Source organism: Rhizorhabdus wittichii, from assembly GCF_017607425.1.
Taxonomy (GTDB): Bacteria; Pseudomonadota; Alphaproteobacteria; order Sphingomonadales; family Sphingomonadaceae; genus Rhizorhabdus; species Rhizorhabdus wittichii.
This window is the reverse complement of record NZ_CP059319.1, coordinates 2,870,862-2,885,334: the sequence shown is the minus strand read 5'-3', so window position 1 is coordinate 2,885,334 and position 14,473 is coordinate 2,870,862. Positions and strand designations below refer to the sequence as shown.

At 68.2% G+C, this 14,473-nt stretch carries 11 protein-coding genes; 10 read left to right on the top strand and 1 reads right to left on the bottom strand.

Features of this window, described 5'->3' with window-relative positions; all coding sequences use genetic code 11:
* Nucleotide 1: 1 nt before the first annotated feature.
* From HRJ34_RS13545 to HRJ34_RS13520, 6 genes are all read left to right on the top strand, one after another.
* Nucleotides 2–517, top strand: a complete 516-nt coding sequence (locus HRJ34_RS13545) for a VOC family protein (RefSeq protein ID WP_100213011.1) — start codon at nt 2–4, stop codon at nt 515–517.
* 102 nt (nt 518–619) lie between these two features.
* Nucleotides 620–1,783 (top strand): amidohydrolase family protein, encoded by a 1,164-nt coding sequence (locus HRJ34_RS13540; protein ID WP_012049830.1) that lies wholly within the window; start codon nt 620–622, stop codon nt 1,781–1,783.
* 119 nt (nt 1,784–1,902) lie between these two features.
* The gene (locus HRJ34_RS13535) at nt 1,903–3,135 is read left to right on the top strand and encodes an MFS transporter (protein ID WP_208631497.1); all 1,233 of its coding nucleotides are present in this window, start codon (nt 1,903–1,905) and stop codon (nt 3,133–3,135) included.
* Nucleotides 3,132–3,767, top strand: a complete 636-nt coding sequence (locus tag HRJ34_RS13530; protein WP_208631496.1) for a cysteine hydrolase family protein — start codon at nt 3,132–3,134, stop codon at nt 3,765–3,767. Before HRJ34_RS13535 ends, HRJ34_RS13530 begins: the two co-directional genes overlap by 4 nt.
* Nucleotides 3,760–5,454 carry a hydantoinase B/oxoprolinase family protein gene (locus HRJ34_RS13525; RefSeq protein WP_208631495.1) on the top strand — a complete coding sequence of 565 codons (1,695 nt, stop codon included), beginning with the start codon at nt 3,760–3,762 and terminating at the stop codon, nt 5,452–5,454. The genes HRJ34_RS13530 and HRJ34_RS13525 overlap by 8 nt, the downstream gene beginning before the upstream one ends.
* Complete coding sequence (locus HRJ34_RS13520) at nt 5,451–7,616, top strand: hydantoinase/oxoprolinase family protein (protein WP_208631494.1); 2,166 nt, start codon at nt 5,451–5,453, stop codon at nt 7,614–7,616. The genes HRJ34_RS13525 and HRJ34_RS13520 overlap by 4 nt, the downstream gene beginning before the upstream one ends.
* A gap of 185 nt (nt 7,617–7,801) precedes the next feature.
* Here HRJ34_RS13520 and HRJ34_RS13515 read toward each other — a convergent pair whose 3' ends face one another.
* Nucleotides 7,802–9,001 carry a CaiB/BaiF CoA transferase family protein gene (locus HRJ34_RS13515; RefSeq protein ID WP_012049835.1) on the bottom strand — a complete coding sequence of 400 codons (1,200 nt, stop codon included), beginning with the start codon at nt 8,999–9,001 and terminating at the stop codon, nt 7,802–7,804.
* 194 nt (nt 9,002–9,195) lie between these two features.
* On the opposite strand from HRJ34_RS13515, the gene HRJ34_RS13510 reads away from it, so the two are divergent.
* The 4 genes from HRJ34_RS13510 (at nt 9,196) to HRJ34_RS13495 (ending at nt 14,445) form a co-directional block, all read left to right on the top strand.
* Complete coding sequence (locus HRJ34_RS13510; protein WP_208631493.1) at nt 9,196–10,359, top strand: thiolase C-terminal domain-containing protein; 1,164 nt, start codon at nt 9,196–9,198, stop codon at nt 10,357–10,359.
* Nucleotides 10,356–10,766: a Zn-ribbon domain-containing OB-fold protein gene (locus tag HRJ34_RS13505; RefSeq protein WP_012049837.1), complete on the top strand. Its 411-nt coding sequence runs from the start codon at nt 10,356–10,358 to the stop codon at nt 10,764–10,766. The genes HRJ34_RS13510 and HRJ34_RS13505 overlap by 4 nt, the downstream gene beginning before the upstream one ends.
* Nucleotides 10,767–10,851: 85 nt before the next feature.
* The gene (locus tag HRJ34_RS13500; protein WP_208631492.1) at nt 10,852–13,167 is read left to right on the top strand and encodes a TonB-dependent receptor; all 2,316 of its coding nucleotides are present in this window, start codon (nt 10,852–10,854) and stop codon (nt 13,165–13,167) included.
* An 87-nt stretch (nt 13,168–13,254) separates the two neighbouring features.
* Nucleotides 13,255–14,445, top strand: a complete 1,191-nt coding sequence (locus HRJ34_RS13495; RefSeq protein WP_226948782.1) for an amidohydrolase family protein — start codon at nt 13,255–13,257, stop codon at nt 14,443–14,445.
* The last annotated feature ends 28 nt before the right edge of the window (nt 14,446–14,473 follow it).

Genomic DNA, 14,473 nt, shown 5'->3' with positions numbered 1-14,473 from the left:
GATGACCGGCTTCGATCCCGCTTTCGTCCAGCTCGGCTACGTCACCGCCGACATCGACGCCGCGATCGACCATTTCACGCGCAGCGCCGGGGTTTCGCAATGGCTGCGCTGGTCCGACGTCGCGGTCGAGAAGGAGATTGACGGCGCCGTCGCGCGGTCGGTGCTCGACCTCGCCTTCGCCTGGCGCGGATCGACGATGCTGGAGCTGATCCGGCCGGTGTCGGGCGCGGTCGACATCTACAGCCTGCGCGGGGCCGAGGACGCGCCGGTGACGCTCCACCATATCGGCCATGGCGTGCCGGGGGCGGAGGCGGAATTCGAGGCGCGGCTGGAGGCGATGGCGGCGGCCGGCCATCCGGTCGCGCTCGTGACACGCGGGGAGATGGGCAATTACGCGCTGCTCGACACCCGCGCGACCACCGGGCTCTACACCGAATATCTGTGGGGAGGACCCAGGGGAGACGCGCTGTTCGACAGCGTTCCCCGCAACGAGATTTTTTACCAAGCTATCGCTTGAATTTTCTGGACGGGCGCCGCCATCGGTGGCAATAAGCGGCCGAACGACTGCCAGTCCAGATCGGCGACACGAACCGAGCAGAATGTCAGTCAGGAGGTTGCAATGGCTACGATCGCAGAAGACCGGAAGGTGGAATCCACCGCCAGGGACATGATCATATCGGCGGACAGCCACATCAATGAGCCGCCCACCGTGTTCGACCGGCTGCCCGCCAGCTTCAAGGACCGCAAGCCCGTGATGATGCGCGGGATCGACGGCGGCGACGGCTGGAGCTTCGACGGCAATCCCCCCAAGCGGACCTTTGGTATCGAGGCCATGGCCGGCTTCGATAAGAAGGATTTCAAGCTCAGCGGCATGCGCTTCGACGAGCTGCGCCCCGGCAACTGGGACGGCCGCGCGCATCTCGACGACATGGACATCGACGGGATCTACGGATCGGTGCTCCACCCCGCCAACGCGATCCAGGTCTATTCGCTGGCCGACCGCGAGCTCGGCGTCGCCTGCATGCGGTCCTACAACGACTGGCTGCTGCTCGACTTCCAGGCGGTCGATCCGAAGCGGATCGTCGGCCTGCCGATGCTGCCGGTCGACGACGGCATGGACGTCACCCTCGCCGAGTTCGAACGGGTGCTGAAGAACGGCGCCAAGGCCTGCTTCATCCCCGGCATGCCGGTGCGGCCCTATAACGATCCCTATTATGAGCCGCTCTGGGCGGCGGCGAGCGCGGCGGACATCTCGCTCAACCTGCACCGCACCTTCGGCGGCAAGCCCGACAAGTCCGACTGGGACGAGCTGGTCGACCAGCGGGTCAGCGTCGGCGGCATCGTCTTCCGCTATTTCTCGTCGGTGCGGCCGCTGACCTACATGATCTTCGCCGGCATCTTCGACCGGCATCCCAATCTGAAGATCGTCGCGGCCGAGGTCGATTGCGGCTGGGTGCCCTTCTGGGGCCAGACGATGGACGCGCATTGGGAGGCGCAGCAGGCCTGGTTCCCGCAGAAGCTGGAGCACAAGCCGACCGACTTCCTCGGCCGCAACTGCTTCGTCACGACGATCGACGACTATGTCGGCTACGACCTGATCAAGACCGGCCGCTACCCCTATCTGGCGGCGATGACGATGTTCTCGACCGACTATCCGCACTCGGCCACGATCTGGCCGAACTCGCGGGCGGTCGCCGACAAGCTGACCGAAGGCATGACGGAGCATGATCGCTCGCTCGTCCTGCGGGACAATGCGATCCGCATCTTCCACTTCGGCGAATGACCAACCGGCGGCACGGCAACAGCCGGCCGCGACCGAAGCCTGATCGTTTGAGGCGGAAGCGCGTCGCGCTTCCGCCGATGACGTGAATCGGGCCCTTTGAAAGGCGAGGAGGAGAGGCCATGAGCGCGACCGAAGCCACCGCAACGATGGAGCGGCCGCAGGGCGCGCGATGGCTGGCCGCGATACCCGCGATGATGGCGGGGGCCTGCTCGATCGGCCTGATCTTCACCGCGCTGACCCCCGTCCTCCCCAGGCTGTCGGCGCAGTTCGGCGGCGGCAAGGTCGGCGCCGAGATCGCCGGGCAGATGGTGATGTCGGTCCCCGCGATCGGCCTCATCCTGGGCGGCATCGGATCGGGCTGGCTGATCGAGCGGGTCGGCGCGCGCCGGCTGCTGCTCGCCTCGCTCCTGCTCTACGCGCTGTGCGGATCGGCCGGGCTGTGGGTCGGCGATCTCTGGGCGCTGTTCGTGTCGCGCACGCTGCTCGGCTTCTTCACCGCCTGCATCTCGACCTCCGCGAACAGCTTCATCGGCGAGTTTTTCGACGAGAAGGGGCGCGGCCGGATGCTCTCCGCGATGACGGTGGTGGGCAGCCTGCTCGCGACCTGCGCGGTGCTGATGTCGGGCTGGTTCGGCGAGCATGTCGGCTGGCGCGCGCCGTTCGCCATCTACCTGATCGTGCCGGCGGTCCTGTTCACCCTGGCGGCGATCGGCCTGCCCGTCATCCCGATCCGCACATCGGGCCATGGCGAGGCCGGGCAGGGCGTGTTCCTGCGCAACTGGCCGATCTACCTGATGATCGGCGCGCTCTACGTCGTGCTGATGATGACCAGCACCCAGATATCCTATCTGCTCACCGAACGCGGCATCACCAGCCCGATCATCCAGTCGCGGGTGATCAGTATGGCCTTCGCCTGGCTGATCGTCGGCGCGATCTTCTACGGGACGATGCAGGGCCGGATCGGCTGGGCGCCGACCTATTATATCGGGCTGCTGTCGCTCGGCCTCGGCATTGGCGGGCTCGGCTTCGCGCCCGACGCCTGGCTGGCGGGCGCCGCCACCGCGCTCAAGGGCTTCGGCGCCGGCATCCTCAGCCCCGCCTTCATCCACCTCGTCCTCAACCGGTCCACGCCGGAGACGCGCGGTCGCGCGCTCGGCCTGATGACGACATCGATGTTCGTCGGCGACCTCGCCAACCCGATCGTGGTGGCGCCGTTCCGGGCCGTCTTCGGGATGCACGGCGCCTTCATTTCCTTGGGCTCGCTGGTGCTGCTCGGCGCGGTCATGGCCTTCTTCACCGGGCTGGGACGCAAGGCCCCGCCCGCCGCCGGACACAGGAGGGTTGCGGCATGACCATCGATCTGGGCCGTCCGGCGATATTGAGCATGGAGATGCAGCGCGGCGTCGTCGGCGACCGCAGCCGCATCCGTCCGCTGATCGAGGCGGTCGACGCGGTCGGGCTGGTGCCCAACCTCGCCGGCATGATGCGCCGGGCGCGGGCGGCGGGGATCAGCGTGATCCACTGCAATGCCGAGTTCCGCGCCGACCTGAAGGGCTCCAGCGCCAATTGCCCGCTGCTCGCGGCGATGACGCGCAAGCCCGACCATATCCTCGAAGGATCGGAAGGGGCCGAGGTCGACCAGCGGCTCGAACCCTCGCCCGAGGACATCGTCCTGCGGCGCTTCCACGGCGTCTCGCCCTTCACCGGCAGCACGCTCGACATGACGCTGCGCAACCTGGGCGTCGACACGGTGATCGCCACCGGCGTCTCGGTGAACATGGGCGTGCTCGGCCTGTGCATCGAGGCGGCGAACCTCGGCTATCGCGTGCTGCTGCCGCGCGACGCGGTCGCGGGCTTCCCCGCCGACTATGCCGCGGCGGTGATCGACAACAGCCTGGCGCTGGTCGCCACCATCACGAACAGCGCCGCCGTCTCCGCCGCGATCGAGGCGATGACCCCGGCACGGGAGCTTGCCCATGGTTGATCGTACCGACGATCCGGTCCTCGTCGAAGTCGTCCGCAACGCGCTTGCCATGGTCGCCGAGGAGGCGGGCATCGCCGCCGCGCGCAGCGCCAGCTCGCCCTTCGTCAGCCAGGCCTCGGCGATCGCCTGCGCGATCTTCGATGCCGAGGGCCGGCTGGTGGTGCAGACGGCGGGGGGCATGCTCCACGTCTCGGCGCTGCAGGTGATGCTGCCCGAGATCTGGAAGAGCCATCCGCCCGAGAGCCTGCGCGAGGGCGACGCGATCATCCTCAACGATCCGTTCCGGGGCGGCATCCACCCGACCGACGTCGGCGCCTTCCGGCCCATCTTCCACGACGGGAAGCCGGTCTTCTACTGCGGCGCGATGATGATCGTGTCGGACCTGGGCGGCCTGTCGGCGGGCGGGCTGCCGGCCAACGCGACCGAGACCTTCCACGAGGGCATCGTCCTGCCGCCGCTCAAATTCTTCGCGCAGGGCGCGCGGGTGGCCGAGGTCGAGACGCTGCTCCAGGCCAACAGCCGCACGCCGCAGCGCATCGTCGGCGACATCGAGGCACTGGTGATCGGCGGCAACATCGCGGCGGCGCGGATGGCGGTGCTGATCGAGCGCTACGGCATGGCCCGGCTCGGCGCGATCATCGACGACCTGTTCGACCATGCCGAGCGGATGACCCGCCACGGTATCGCCGCGATCCCGGACGGCACCTATCGTGGCGCCTATGCGATCGAGGAGGACGGCGTCGAGACGGGGCGCGATTTCCGGGTCGAGGTGACGGTCACGGTCGACGGCGACCGCTGCCGCTTCGACTTCACCGGCACCTCGCCGCAGGCGCGCGGGGCGATCAACTCCTCCTATTCGCAGTCGCTGTCGGGCGCGGTGTTCGCGCTGCGCTGCTATCTCGATCCGGAGATTCCGCTCAACGAGGGCTTCTACCGCTGCCTCGACATCGAGCTGCCGGTCGGCACGCTGGTCAATCCGCGCCATCCGGCGGCGTGCAACCTGCGCATGGCGACGGTGCAGGCGATGATCGATGCGATCAGCCGGGCGCTGTCGGGCGCCTATCCCGACCATGCCGCCGCCGCCGCCGGGCTGGTCTCGACCGTCACCGCGCACGGCAAGCAGCTCGACGGCGCGACGAGCTGGAGTTTCCTCGACGTGTTCTTCGGCATCGGCGGGGCCCGGGCGGGCGCGGACGGGGCGGACGGATCGCCGTTCATCATCTACGGTGCGTCCAACTATGACCGGAACATCGAGTCCTACGAACTCGAATTCCCGATGGTCTACCAGGAATATCGGCTGTTGCAGGACTCGGGCGGCCCCGGCCGCTGGCGCGGCGGCTGCGGGCTGGTCAAGACCGTCACCTTCGAGGTCGACGCCGAGATTACGGTGCGCGGCACCGACCGCTATATCGTGCCGCCGCAGGGCGCCGACGGCGGCATGGCGGGCCAGCCGGGCGCCTGGGTGCTCAACCGGGGGCGGGCCGACGAAGCGCATCTGCCGCCCAAGAAGACCAACCATCGCATCCGCGCCGGCGACACGCTGACCATGGTCGTCGCGGGCGGCGGCGGCCTCGGCGATCCGCGGGAGCGCGATCGCGATCTCGTCCGCCGCGACGTCGAGGAGGGCTATGTCTCGCCCCGTTCGGCCCGCGACGATTATGGACTCGACATTGAGGTGACGGCATGAGCGCGCGGCGCATCTTCATCGGCGTCGATATCGGCGGCACCTTCACCGATCTGGTGCTGGCCGACAATCGCGGCGCGATCCACAACATCAAGACGCTGACGACGGCCGACGATCCGGTGCGCGGGGTGATGACCGCCGTCGCCCAGGGCCTCGACGAGGCGGGCGCGGCAGCGGGCGAGGTCACCCGTTTCGTCCATGCCACGACGCTGCCGACCAACCTCGTCCTCGAACGCAAGGGCGCGAAGCTGGGGCTGATCGCCACCGAGGGGTTCGGCGACCTGTTCCACATCGGCAAGCAGCATGCGATCGGGCCCGACCGCTTCAACCTGTCCTACACGCCGCCGGCGCCGCTGCTGCCGCGATCGATGGTCGCCGAGGTCGGCGAGCGGGTGAACGCGGCCGGCGCGGTGCTGCGCGCGATCGACCGCGCCGATATCGAGCGCGCGGTGCGCGGACTGGTCGAGCGCGGCGCGGAGGCGATCGCGGTCTGCCTGCTCAACAGCTACGCCAATCCCGCGCATGAGGCGGTGGTCGGCGAGGTCGCCCGCGCGGTCGCGCCCGACGCCTATGTCTGCCTGTCGTCGGAGGTGTGGCCCGAATTCCAGGAATATGAGCGGGCCGCGACGACGCTGATCTCGGCCTATATCGGCCCGACCCTCGCCAATTATGTCGGCCGGCTGGAGGATGCGCTGCGCGGCATCGGCATCGATGCGGAGCTGCAGATCATGCAGTCGAGCGGGGCGGTGATGGGCGCGGCGATGGCGGCGCGCAAGGCCGCCTATGCGATCGAATCCGGCCCGGCCGCCGGCGTCATGGCCGCCGCCCATCTGGCGCGCGAGGCGGGGCGCCCGGGCCTCGTCTCCTTCGACATGGGCGGGACGACCGCCAAGGCCGGACTCGTCGTCGACGGCGAGCCGCGCATCACCCACCAGTTCCGCGCCGGCGGCGGCACCAGCGCGGCGGGTCGCGCCGATGCGGGCGAGCCGATCAAGGTGCCGGTGATCGACCTGGCCGAGGTCGGCGCGGGCGGCGGCAGCATCGCGCGCGTCGACACCGGCGGCTTCCTGCGCGTCGGGCCGCACAGCGCCTCCTCTTATCCGGGGCCGGCCTGCTACGGGCTCGGCGGCACGCAGCCGACCGTCACCGACGCCAATGTCGTGCTCGGCTACATCAACCCCGGCTATTTCGCGGGCGGCAGCATGACGCTCGACGCCGAGGCGAGCCGCCGCGCGATCGAGGAGCATGTCGCCCGGCCGCTCGGGATCGACGTGGTCGCGGCGGCGCGCGGCATCCATGCCCTCGCCAACACCGCGATGGCGGCGGCGATCCGGGTCGTCACCCTCCAGCGCGGCATCGACCCGCGCGACCATGCGCTGGTCGCCTCGGGGGGCGCCGGGCCGATCCACGCGGTCAAGCTCGCCGAGCTGTTCGGGATCGAGACGGTGATCATCCCACCGTCGCCGGGGGTGCGATCGGCCTGGGGCCTGCTGATCTCCGACCTCGCCCATGATTTCGTCGCGACCGCGATCATGCGCGCGGCCGACGCCGATCCGGCGCGGATCGCTACGATCCTGGCTGGGCTGGAGGAGAAGGGCCGGCAGGCGCTGGCCCGCGCTGCCTCGGCCGAGACGCGGATCATCGTCCAGCGCAGCATCGACATCCGCCTCGCCCACCAGCACCAGGAGATCACCGTGCCGCTCGGCGACGGGCCGGTCGACGCTGCGCTGCTGGCGCAGGCCGAGGCCGATTTCCGCACCATCTATGCCCGCACCTTCGGCATCCGGCCGAAGGAGGCGTGCCAGTTCGTCAATTTCCGGCTGCGCATCTCGGCGGTGGTCGAGAAGCCCGCGCCGCTCGGCCGCGCCTGGGGCGACGGCGTCGCCGACCGCGCGCGCAAGGGCGTCCGCCAGGCTTGGTTCGACGGCCGCGCGCTCGCGACCCCGGTCTACGACCGCGCCCGGCTCGAACCCGGCGACCGCATCATGGGGCCGGCGATCGTCGAGGAACCCGATTCCTCGACGATCTGCCCCGACGGCTATGCCGCCACCGTCGACCTGCACGGCAACCTGCTGATCTCGCCGGTCAGCGCCGACGAGCGCGCGGGCCCCGAGGACGGCGACGCGGCGCCGGTCGCGCGGACCCTGCACGACGCGCTGTGCTGAGGTGCGGTGCGCTTACTTCATCGTCATTCCCGCGAAAGCGGGAATCCACGGTTACGGAGCATCTGGCCCCTTGCGGGCCGCCGTCCATGGATTCCCGCTTTCGCGGGAATGACGGAAAGATGAGGCAATCCGCAGAATTCGATCGGCAATAGCCGCTCCTTTTGGGGAGCGGCTTCCGGTCATCCTCAGCCGATCACGCCCGCCGCGCGATAGCGGTCGATCTGGTCGGCATCGAGGCCGAGCGCCGCGAAGATCTCGTCGCTATGCTCGCCGCAATGGGGCGCGGGCTGGTCGGCATGCGCCGCCCGGCCATCGACGGTCAGCGGCGCCGAGACGAGCTTGACCGGATAGCCGTCCTTCGTGCCGATCTCGAAGATCATGTCGTTGGCGACCGTCTGCGGGTCGGCGTAGAGATCGTGCAGGTTCTGGACCAGCTCCCAGGGCGCGTCGAACGCTTCGAAGCGGGGTTGCCACTCCGCCCAGTCGCGCGCGCCGAACGCCTGTTCGAAGATGCCGATCAGCTCGCGGCCGTTGGCCATGCGCGCGGCCGCGTCGCGGAAGCGCGGATCGTCGATCAGCGCGTCCAGCTCCAGCGTCGCGCACAGGCCGGGCCAGAAGCGGCTCGAATCGAGGAAGACGAGCTGAATCCAGCGGCCGTCGCGGGTGCGGTAGGTGCCGACCAGCGGGTTCTGCTCGACCGCGCGTTGGAGGATGTTGGGCGGATAGCCCGGGTCCTGCGACGCGACCAGATCGTTCGAGAGCATCCAGGTCGCCATCGACAACAGCGAGGTTTCGACGACCGACGGCTCGCCGGTCTGCGCCCGCTTGAACAGTGCCCCCGCCACGCCGAAGGCGAGCGCGACCGCGCTGGCATGGTCGCCCACCGCGCGCGGCTGGCGCGCATAGCTGCCCTCCTGCGACAGGATATGGCCGAAGCCGCCGCGCGCCCAGAAGGAGCTGGCGTCGAAGCCGGCCTTGCCCGCCTCGGGCCCGGCGAAGCCCAGGCCGTTGGCGCGGGCGTAGATCAGCTTCGGATTGTGCGCGCGCAGCTCCTCGACCGTCAGGCCGAGCTTGCGGATCGCCGCCGGGCGCAGGCTGGTCATGAATATGTCCGCGCTCTCGATCAGGCTGCACAGCAGCGCGTGGCCGTCGGCGCTCTTGAGGTCGATGCAGACGCTCTTCTTGCCGCGGTTGTTCTGTTCGAGGCTGAAATTGGGGCCCGCTGTCGAGCGACGGTCGACGACGAGGCTGCGATAGGGATCGCCGACGCCCGGGGTTTCCACCTTGATCACTTCCGCGCCGAGGTCGGCGAGCATGGTGCTCGCGGCGGGCACCATGACATATTGTGCCAGTTCGACCACGCGGACGCCCTTGAACAGTTGCATCCGATCCCTCCAACCGCGGTCCGTTCGATCGGCCGCGCCCGATCACAAATATGACCAAGCGCTTTGTTGGTCAATCGGCGCCAAGCTTTAATCAAGTTGAATATTATGCATTTTCATTTTTACCAAACAAGCGCTTGGATTGTGTCTGATGTCCCGTTAGGTTGAGTGAAACGACATGAGGAGGGGAAGGCGACATGGCGTCTGGCCTGTCGGGAAAGGCGGCGATAGCCGGGATCGGCTATACCGAATTCTCGCGTAATTCCGGTGTCAGCACATTGACGCTCGCGCTGCGCGCCATCATGGCCGCGCTCGACGATGCGGGTCTCGATCCGGACAAGGTGGACGGTATCGCCACCCACCGCGTCGGTGACTCGATCCCGGCTCCAATGGTCGCGACGACGCTCGGATTGACCGACCCTCATTATTATGTCGACCATTTTGGTGGCGGCGGCAGCTCGCACGGACTGGTCGGGCAGGCGGCGCTCGCGGTCGCCAGCGGCGTCGCCGACCATGTCGTCTGCTACCGGGCGATCAATGCCCGTTCCGAATTCCGTATGGGCGGCACCGGCCGCCCGCTGGTCGACCATATCGAGACCCAGTATCAGGCGGCCTACGGCTATATGGCCCCGCCGCAATATTATGCGATGATGGCGCGGGCCTATATGGATGCCTTCGGGATCGACGAGCGCCACCTCGGCGCGGTCGCGATCTCGCAGCGCGCCAACGCCGCGCACAATCCGCGCGCGATGATGCGCGATCCGATCAGCTTCGACGACTATTGCGCGTCGCGGATGATCGCCGAGCCGTTCCGCCTGCTCGACTGCTGCCTGGAGACCGATGTCGGCGTCGCCCTGCTCGTCACCACGCCCGAACGGGCGCGCGACCTGCGCAAGCCGGCGGTGATCGTCGACGCGGCGGCCTGGGGCGGCGGCACGACCCTGCAGAGCGCCGGCGCGCCCGACATCACCACCTCCTATGCCGCGCGGATGGCGCCGCGCCTGTTCGACATGGCGGGGATCGGCCCGGCCGACGTCGACTTCGCCAATTTCTACGACTGCTTCACCTTCTCGGTGCTGATGCAGCTCGAGGATTACGGCTTCTGCGGCAAGGGCGAGGCGGGCGGCTTCGTCCTCGACGGGCAGCACCGGATGGACGGGCGACTGCCGGTCAATCCGCATGGCGGCTTCCTGTCCGAAGGCTATGCGCACGGCATGAACCATATCGCCGAGGCGGTGCAGCAACTGCGCGGCGAAGCGGGCGGCCGCCAGGTCCGCGACGCCCGGATCGGCCTCAGCACCGGCGCCCCCGGCTATGTCGGCGGCGTCACCAGCGCGCTCCTGCTCCGGAGGGACGGATGATCGCCAAGCCTGTTCCCGTGCCCGACAAGGATTCGGCCCCCTATTGGGAAGGGCTGGCGGCGGGCGAGCTCAGGGTGCAGCGCTGCTCGGGCTGCGGCACGCTGCGCTGGCCGGCGCGGGCGATCTGCAACCGCTGCCGCAGCTTCGACGCCGACTGGGTGGCGATGAGCGGGCGCGGCACGATCAAGAGCTGGATCCGCACGCATCAGCGCTTCCACCCGGCCTTCGCCGACGAGCTTCCCTATGTGACGCTGCTCGTCGCGCTCGCCGAGCAGGCGGACATCCAGATCATCGGCGCCTTCGCCGATCCGGCGGCCGAACCCAGGACGGGGGCGGCGGTGCGCGCGGTGTTCAGGAACGGCCAGGACGGTGGGCCGATCCTGTTCTGGGAGCCCGATGCTCCCTGACGCGAGCGGGCCGGCCAAAAATACAAAGCAAGCATTTGGTTTAATGAAGAGTGCGGGCAACGACCCGCATGAACAGGGGACGAGCATGACGGACAGGACGACGACGGTTTCGCTGCTTCTGGGGATTTCCGCGATCGCGCTGGGCGCCGCTGCGCCGGCGGCGGCGCAGGGCACGCCCGAGGAGACGGTGGCGACCACGGGCGGGGGGCTCGAGGAGATCATCGTCACCGCCCGCCGCCGCGAGGAGGCGATGCAGGACACGCCGATCTCGGTCAGCGCGCTGTCGAGCGCCTCGCTGGAGCGGTCGAACGTCCAGGCGCTCGACGACATCACCCGCCTGATGCCGAACGTGGCGATCCAGGCGCAGTCGGGCTTCCTGGCGGGCAACACCGCCTTCATCCGCGGCATCGGATCGCAGGAGCCGCTGCTGTCGGTCGACTCGCCGGTCGGCATCTACATCGACGGCGTCTATATCGGGCGCAACAACGCCTCGAACCTCGAACTGGTCGACCTGGAGCGGATCGAGGTGCTGCGCGGGCCGCAGGGCACGCTGTTCGGCCGCAACACCACCGGCGGCGCGATCAGCATGGTGACCAAGAAGCCGGCCAGCGCGTTCGGCGTCGAGCAGAAGGTCACCGTCGCCCAATATGACGAATATGCCGCGCGCACCCGGATCGACACCGGCCTGCTCGGGGCGACGGGGCTCAGCGCGACGCTGTCCTACATGCACCGGCAGCGCGACGGCTGGCTGAACAACAAATATGCCAAGGGATCGCACACCCAGGGTGCGCTCAACACCGATGCGGTCTGGGTGAAGGTGCATGGCGAGTGGGGCGCCTTCCAGGCGGACTACACCTTCGACTGGACCGACATGCGCGGCGTGCCCGGCGGTTTCCAGACGCGCTTCCTGTCGCCGCTGCTGCAGGCCTATTATGGCAACACCACCGGCAATTCGCTGCTCGACGAGGTGCAGCAGGATTATAACAAGAATTTCAGCGTCCGGTCGAAGGCGTTGCAGCGGGTCAAGATCATCGGCCATGCGCTGACCCTGCAATATGACGTCAGCGACGACATCACGCTCAAGTCGATCACCGGCCGCCGCACCTACAAGGCGGCGCTCGGCACCGCCTATGCCCCGCCCGGCATCTTCGGCAACACCACCGCCGGTATCCAGGAAGTGCAGATCTACTCGGCCGACGCTAAGGACGAGGACGTCAAGCAGTTCTCGCAGGAGTTCCAGCTGCTCGGCAAGCTCGGCGACTTCAGCTATGTCGGCGGCCTCTATTATTTCGAGGAAGACAGCAAATATTTCAATCCGACGAGCTATTCGTTCGTCGTCTCGCCGACGCTGGCGTCGAACCTGTCCTCCTCGACCATCTTCGACTATCAGGCGAAGTCCTACGCCGCCTTCGGCCAGGCGAGCTGGAAGCCGCAATCGCTCGACGAGAAGCTCGAGCTGACCTTCGGCGTCCGCTACACCAAGGACAAGAAGGCGGTGCAGCAGACCGCCAGCACCGTCCGCAACGGCAAGGCCAGCTTCGACGACACCTCGATCAACGCGATCGTCAGCTACAAGCCGGTCGACGACGTGATGGTCTATGCGCGCTACGGCACCGGCTATCGTTCGGGCGGCTTCAACACCCGCGCCAGCGCCACCCAGTCCTTCGTGTTCGAGCCGGAGAAGGCGAAGACCTACGAGGCGGGGATCAAGAGCGAGTTCCTCGATCGCCACGTCCGGCTCAACGCGGCGGTCTTCCACACCGACTACAAGGACCTCCAGGTCACCCAGTATCTCGCCACCGCGGCGGGCGGCGGCGGCTTCACCAACAACGCCTCGGCCAGGTTCCGCGGCTTCGAGGTGGAGTTGCAGGCGGTGCCGGTCGACGGCCTGACGCTCGACGGCAGCGTCGGCTATGTCGATCCCAAATATAACGAGATATTCTTCATCGTTCCCGCGGCGCCCGTGCCCGGCCACACGCCGGGGGCCGGCGAGGTGGCCGGCGGCCTCGGCAACTATGCCGACATCAGCAAGTTCCCCTATGTGCCGAAATGGACGGTCCATCTGGGCGGGCAATATCTGAGCGAGGATATCGGTTTCGGGAAGCTGCTGCTCAAGCTCGACTATTCGTACAGCAGCAAGCGCTACTTCATGACCAACGTCCTGAACGGGCTGAACTTCGCCGATGCGATCGCCGATCCCGGCCAGCACCAGTTCGATGCGCGCATCGGCCTGGTCGAGGTGCCGGTCGCCGGCAAGTCGATGGACATCAGCCTCTTCGTCGAGAACCTGACCAACGAGCACAACATCAGCTCGGGCATCGACTTCGGCGCGCTCGGCTTCGCCGGCAACATCTACAGCCCGCCGCGCCGGATCGGCGTGGACGCGAAGATCAGCTTCTAGGACGACCAGGCGCCGGGCGATCGATCGTCCGGCGCCGCCACGATCATCGGAGTTCTAACCGCACGAGGAACAGGAAGGGAGGGACGGATGCAGGACCTACTCGAACGGCTTCCCGTCATCGACGTCGACGCCCATGAGATGGCCCCGGCCCATGTCTGGGGCGAGATGTTCGGGCCGCACAGCGCCCGCTTCGCCGAGGTCGCGGCCGACTTCATCCGATCCTTCGGCGCCAACAGCTTCTGGCGCCCCGGCCTGGCCGATGACGCGGCGATCACGCCGGCGAGCGTGTGGACCGAGAAAGGACCGTCCGCGCCGGGTGCATTCGACTTCGATCGCCGCCGCCGGGTGCTCGATGCGATGGGCATCGCCCGCCAGCTCATCTTCCCGTCCGCCGCGCTGCTCGCCTTCGGGCCGCTGACCGGCAGCAGCCTCGCCAGCCTCGGCCTGCCGATCCCGGCCGGCGAGGAGGGACAGCGCATGCTGCGCGGCGTCGTCGCCGAATATAATGACTGGGTGGTGCGGACGACCACCGCGCCGGACAGCCGCTTCCGCCCGGCGGCGCTGCTGTCGGGGGCGACGGTCGACGAACTGATGGAGCAGGCCGGCGACCTGGTGGCGCGTGGCGCGCGGGCGGTGTGGCTGCCGACCGGACGGCCGCCCGGCGGTCGCTCGCCCGCCGCGCCCGAACTCGATTCCTTCTGGGCGCTGATGGCCGCCAACGGCGTCGCGGTGACGCTCCATCTCGGCACCGATTCCGGCTTCCGGTCGAGCGACGCGTGGAGCCAGGCGCCGGCCTTCGCGGTCGGCAAGGTCGACAGCGTCGAGATCGCGCTCGAACCCTTCGGCACCACGACCGTCCATATGGGGGCGAGCAACTTCCTCTCGGCGATGGTGCTGGGGGGGGTGTTCGAGCGTCACCCGATGCTGCGCTTCGGCGTCATCGAGCTGGGCGCGACCTGGTTCGGTCCGCTCGCCGAGCATCTCGACCTGTGGGTCGAGCATATCTACGCCAAGCGCATGGCCGGCGTGCTGTCGATGCCGCCCTCGGCCTATATGGATCGCAACGTCCGGGTCACGCCCTTCTATTTCGAGCCGGTCGACCTCTATTTCCGCCGCTATCCGCAGCTCAGCCACGCCTGGTGCTATTCGAGCGACTATCCGCATGTCGAAGGCGGGGTCGACAGCAAGCTCGGCTTCCTGGCGCGGCTGGAACCGCTCGGCACCGTGGCGATCGAGAAATTCTTCGCCGGCAACGGCGCCTGGCTGGTGCCCGAATGAGGGTGCCGGCTATCCTATCTCCAGCGAA

Coding starts and splice junctions, on each gene's coding strand:
- HRJ34_RS13510 (WP_208631493.1), top strand. CDS start 9,196: ATGGCGTCTGGCCTGTCGGGAAAGGCGGCGATAGCCGGGATCGGCTAT.
- HRJ34_RS13520 (WP_208631494.1), top strand. CDS start 5,451: ATGAGCGCGCGGCGCATCTTCATCGGCGTCGATATCGGCGGCACCTTC.
- HRJ34_RS13505 (WP_012049837.1), top strand. CDS start 10,356: ATGATCGCCAAGCCTGTTCCCGTGCCCGACAAGGATTCGGCCCCCTAT.
- HRJ34_RS13545 (WP_100213011.1), top strand. CDS start 2: ATGACCGGCTTCGATCCCGCTTTCGTCCAGCTCGGCTACGTCACCGCC.
- HRJ34_RS13495 (WP_226948782.1), top strand. CDS start 13,255: ATGCAGGACCTACTCGAACGGCTTCCCGTCATCGACGTCGACGCCCAT.
- HRJ34_RS13525 (WP_208631495.1), top strand. CDS start 3,760: ATGGTTGATCGTACCGACGATCCGGTCCTCGTCGAAGTCGTCCGCAAC.
- HRJ34_RS13535 (WP_208631497.1), top strand. CDS start 1,903: ATGAGCGCGACCGAAGCCACCGCAACGATGGAGCGGCCGCAGGGCGCG.
- HRJ34_RS13530 (WP_208631496.1), top strand. CDS start 3,132: ATGACCATCGATCTGGGCCGTCCGGCGATATTGAGCATGGAGATGCAG.
- HRJ34_RS13540 (WP_012049830.1), top strand. CDS start 620: ATGGCTACGATCGCAGAAGACCGGAAGGTGGAATCCACCGCCAGGGAC.
- HRJ34_RS13500 (WP_208631492.1), top strand. CDS start 10,852: ATGACGGACAGGACGACGACGGTTTCGCTGCTTCTGGGGATTTCCGCG.
- HRJ34_RS13515 (WP_012049835.1), bottom strand. CDS start 9,001: ATGCAACTGTTCAAGGGCGTCCGCGTGGTCGAACTGGCACAATATGTC.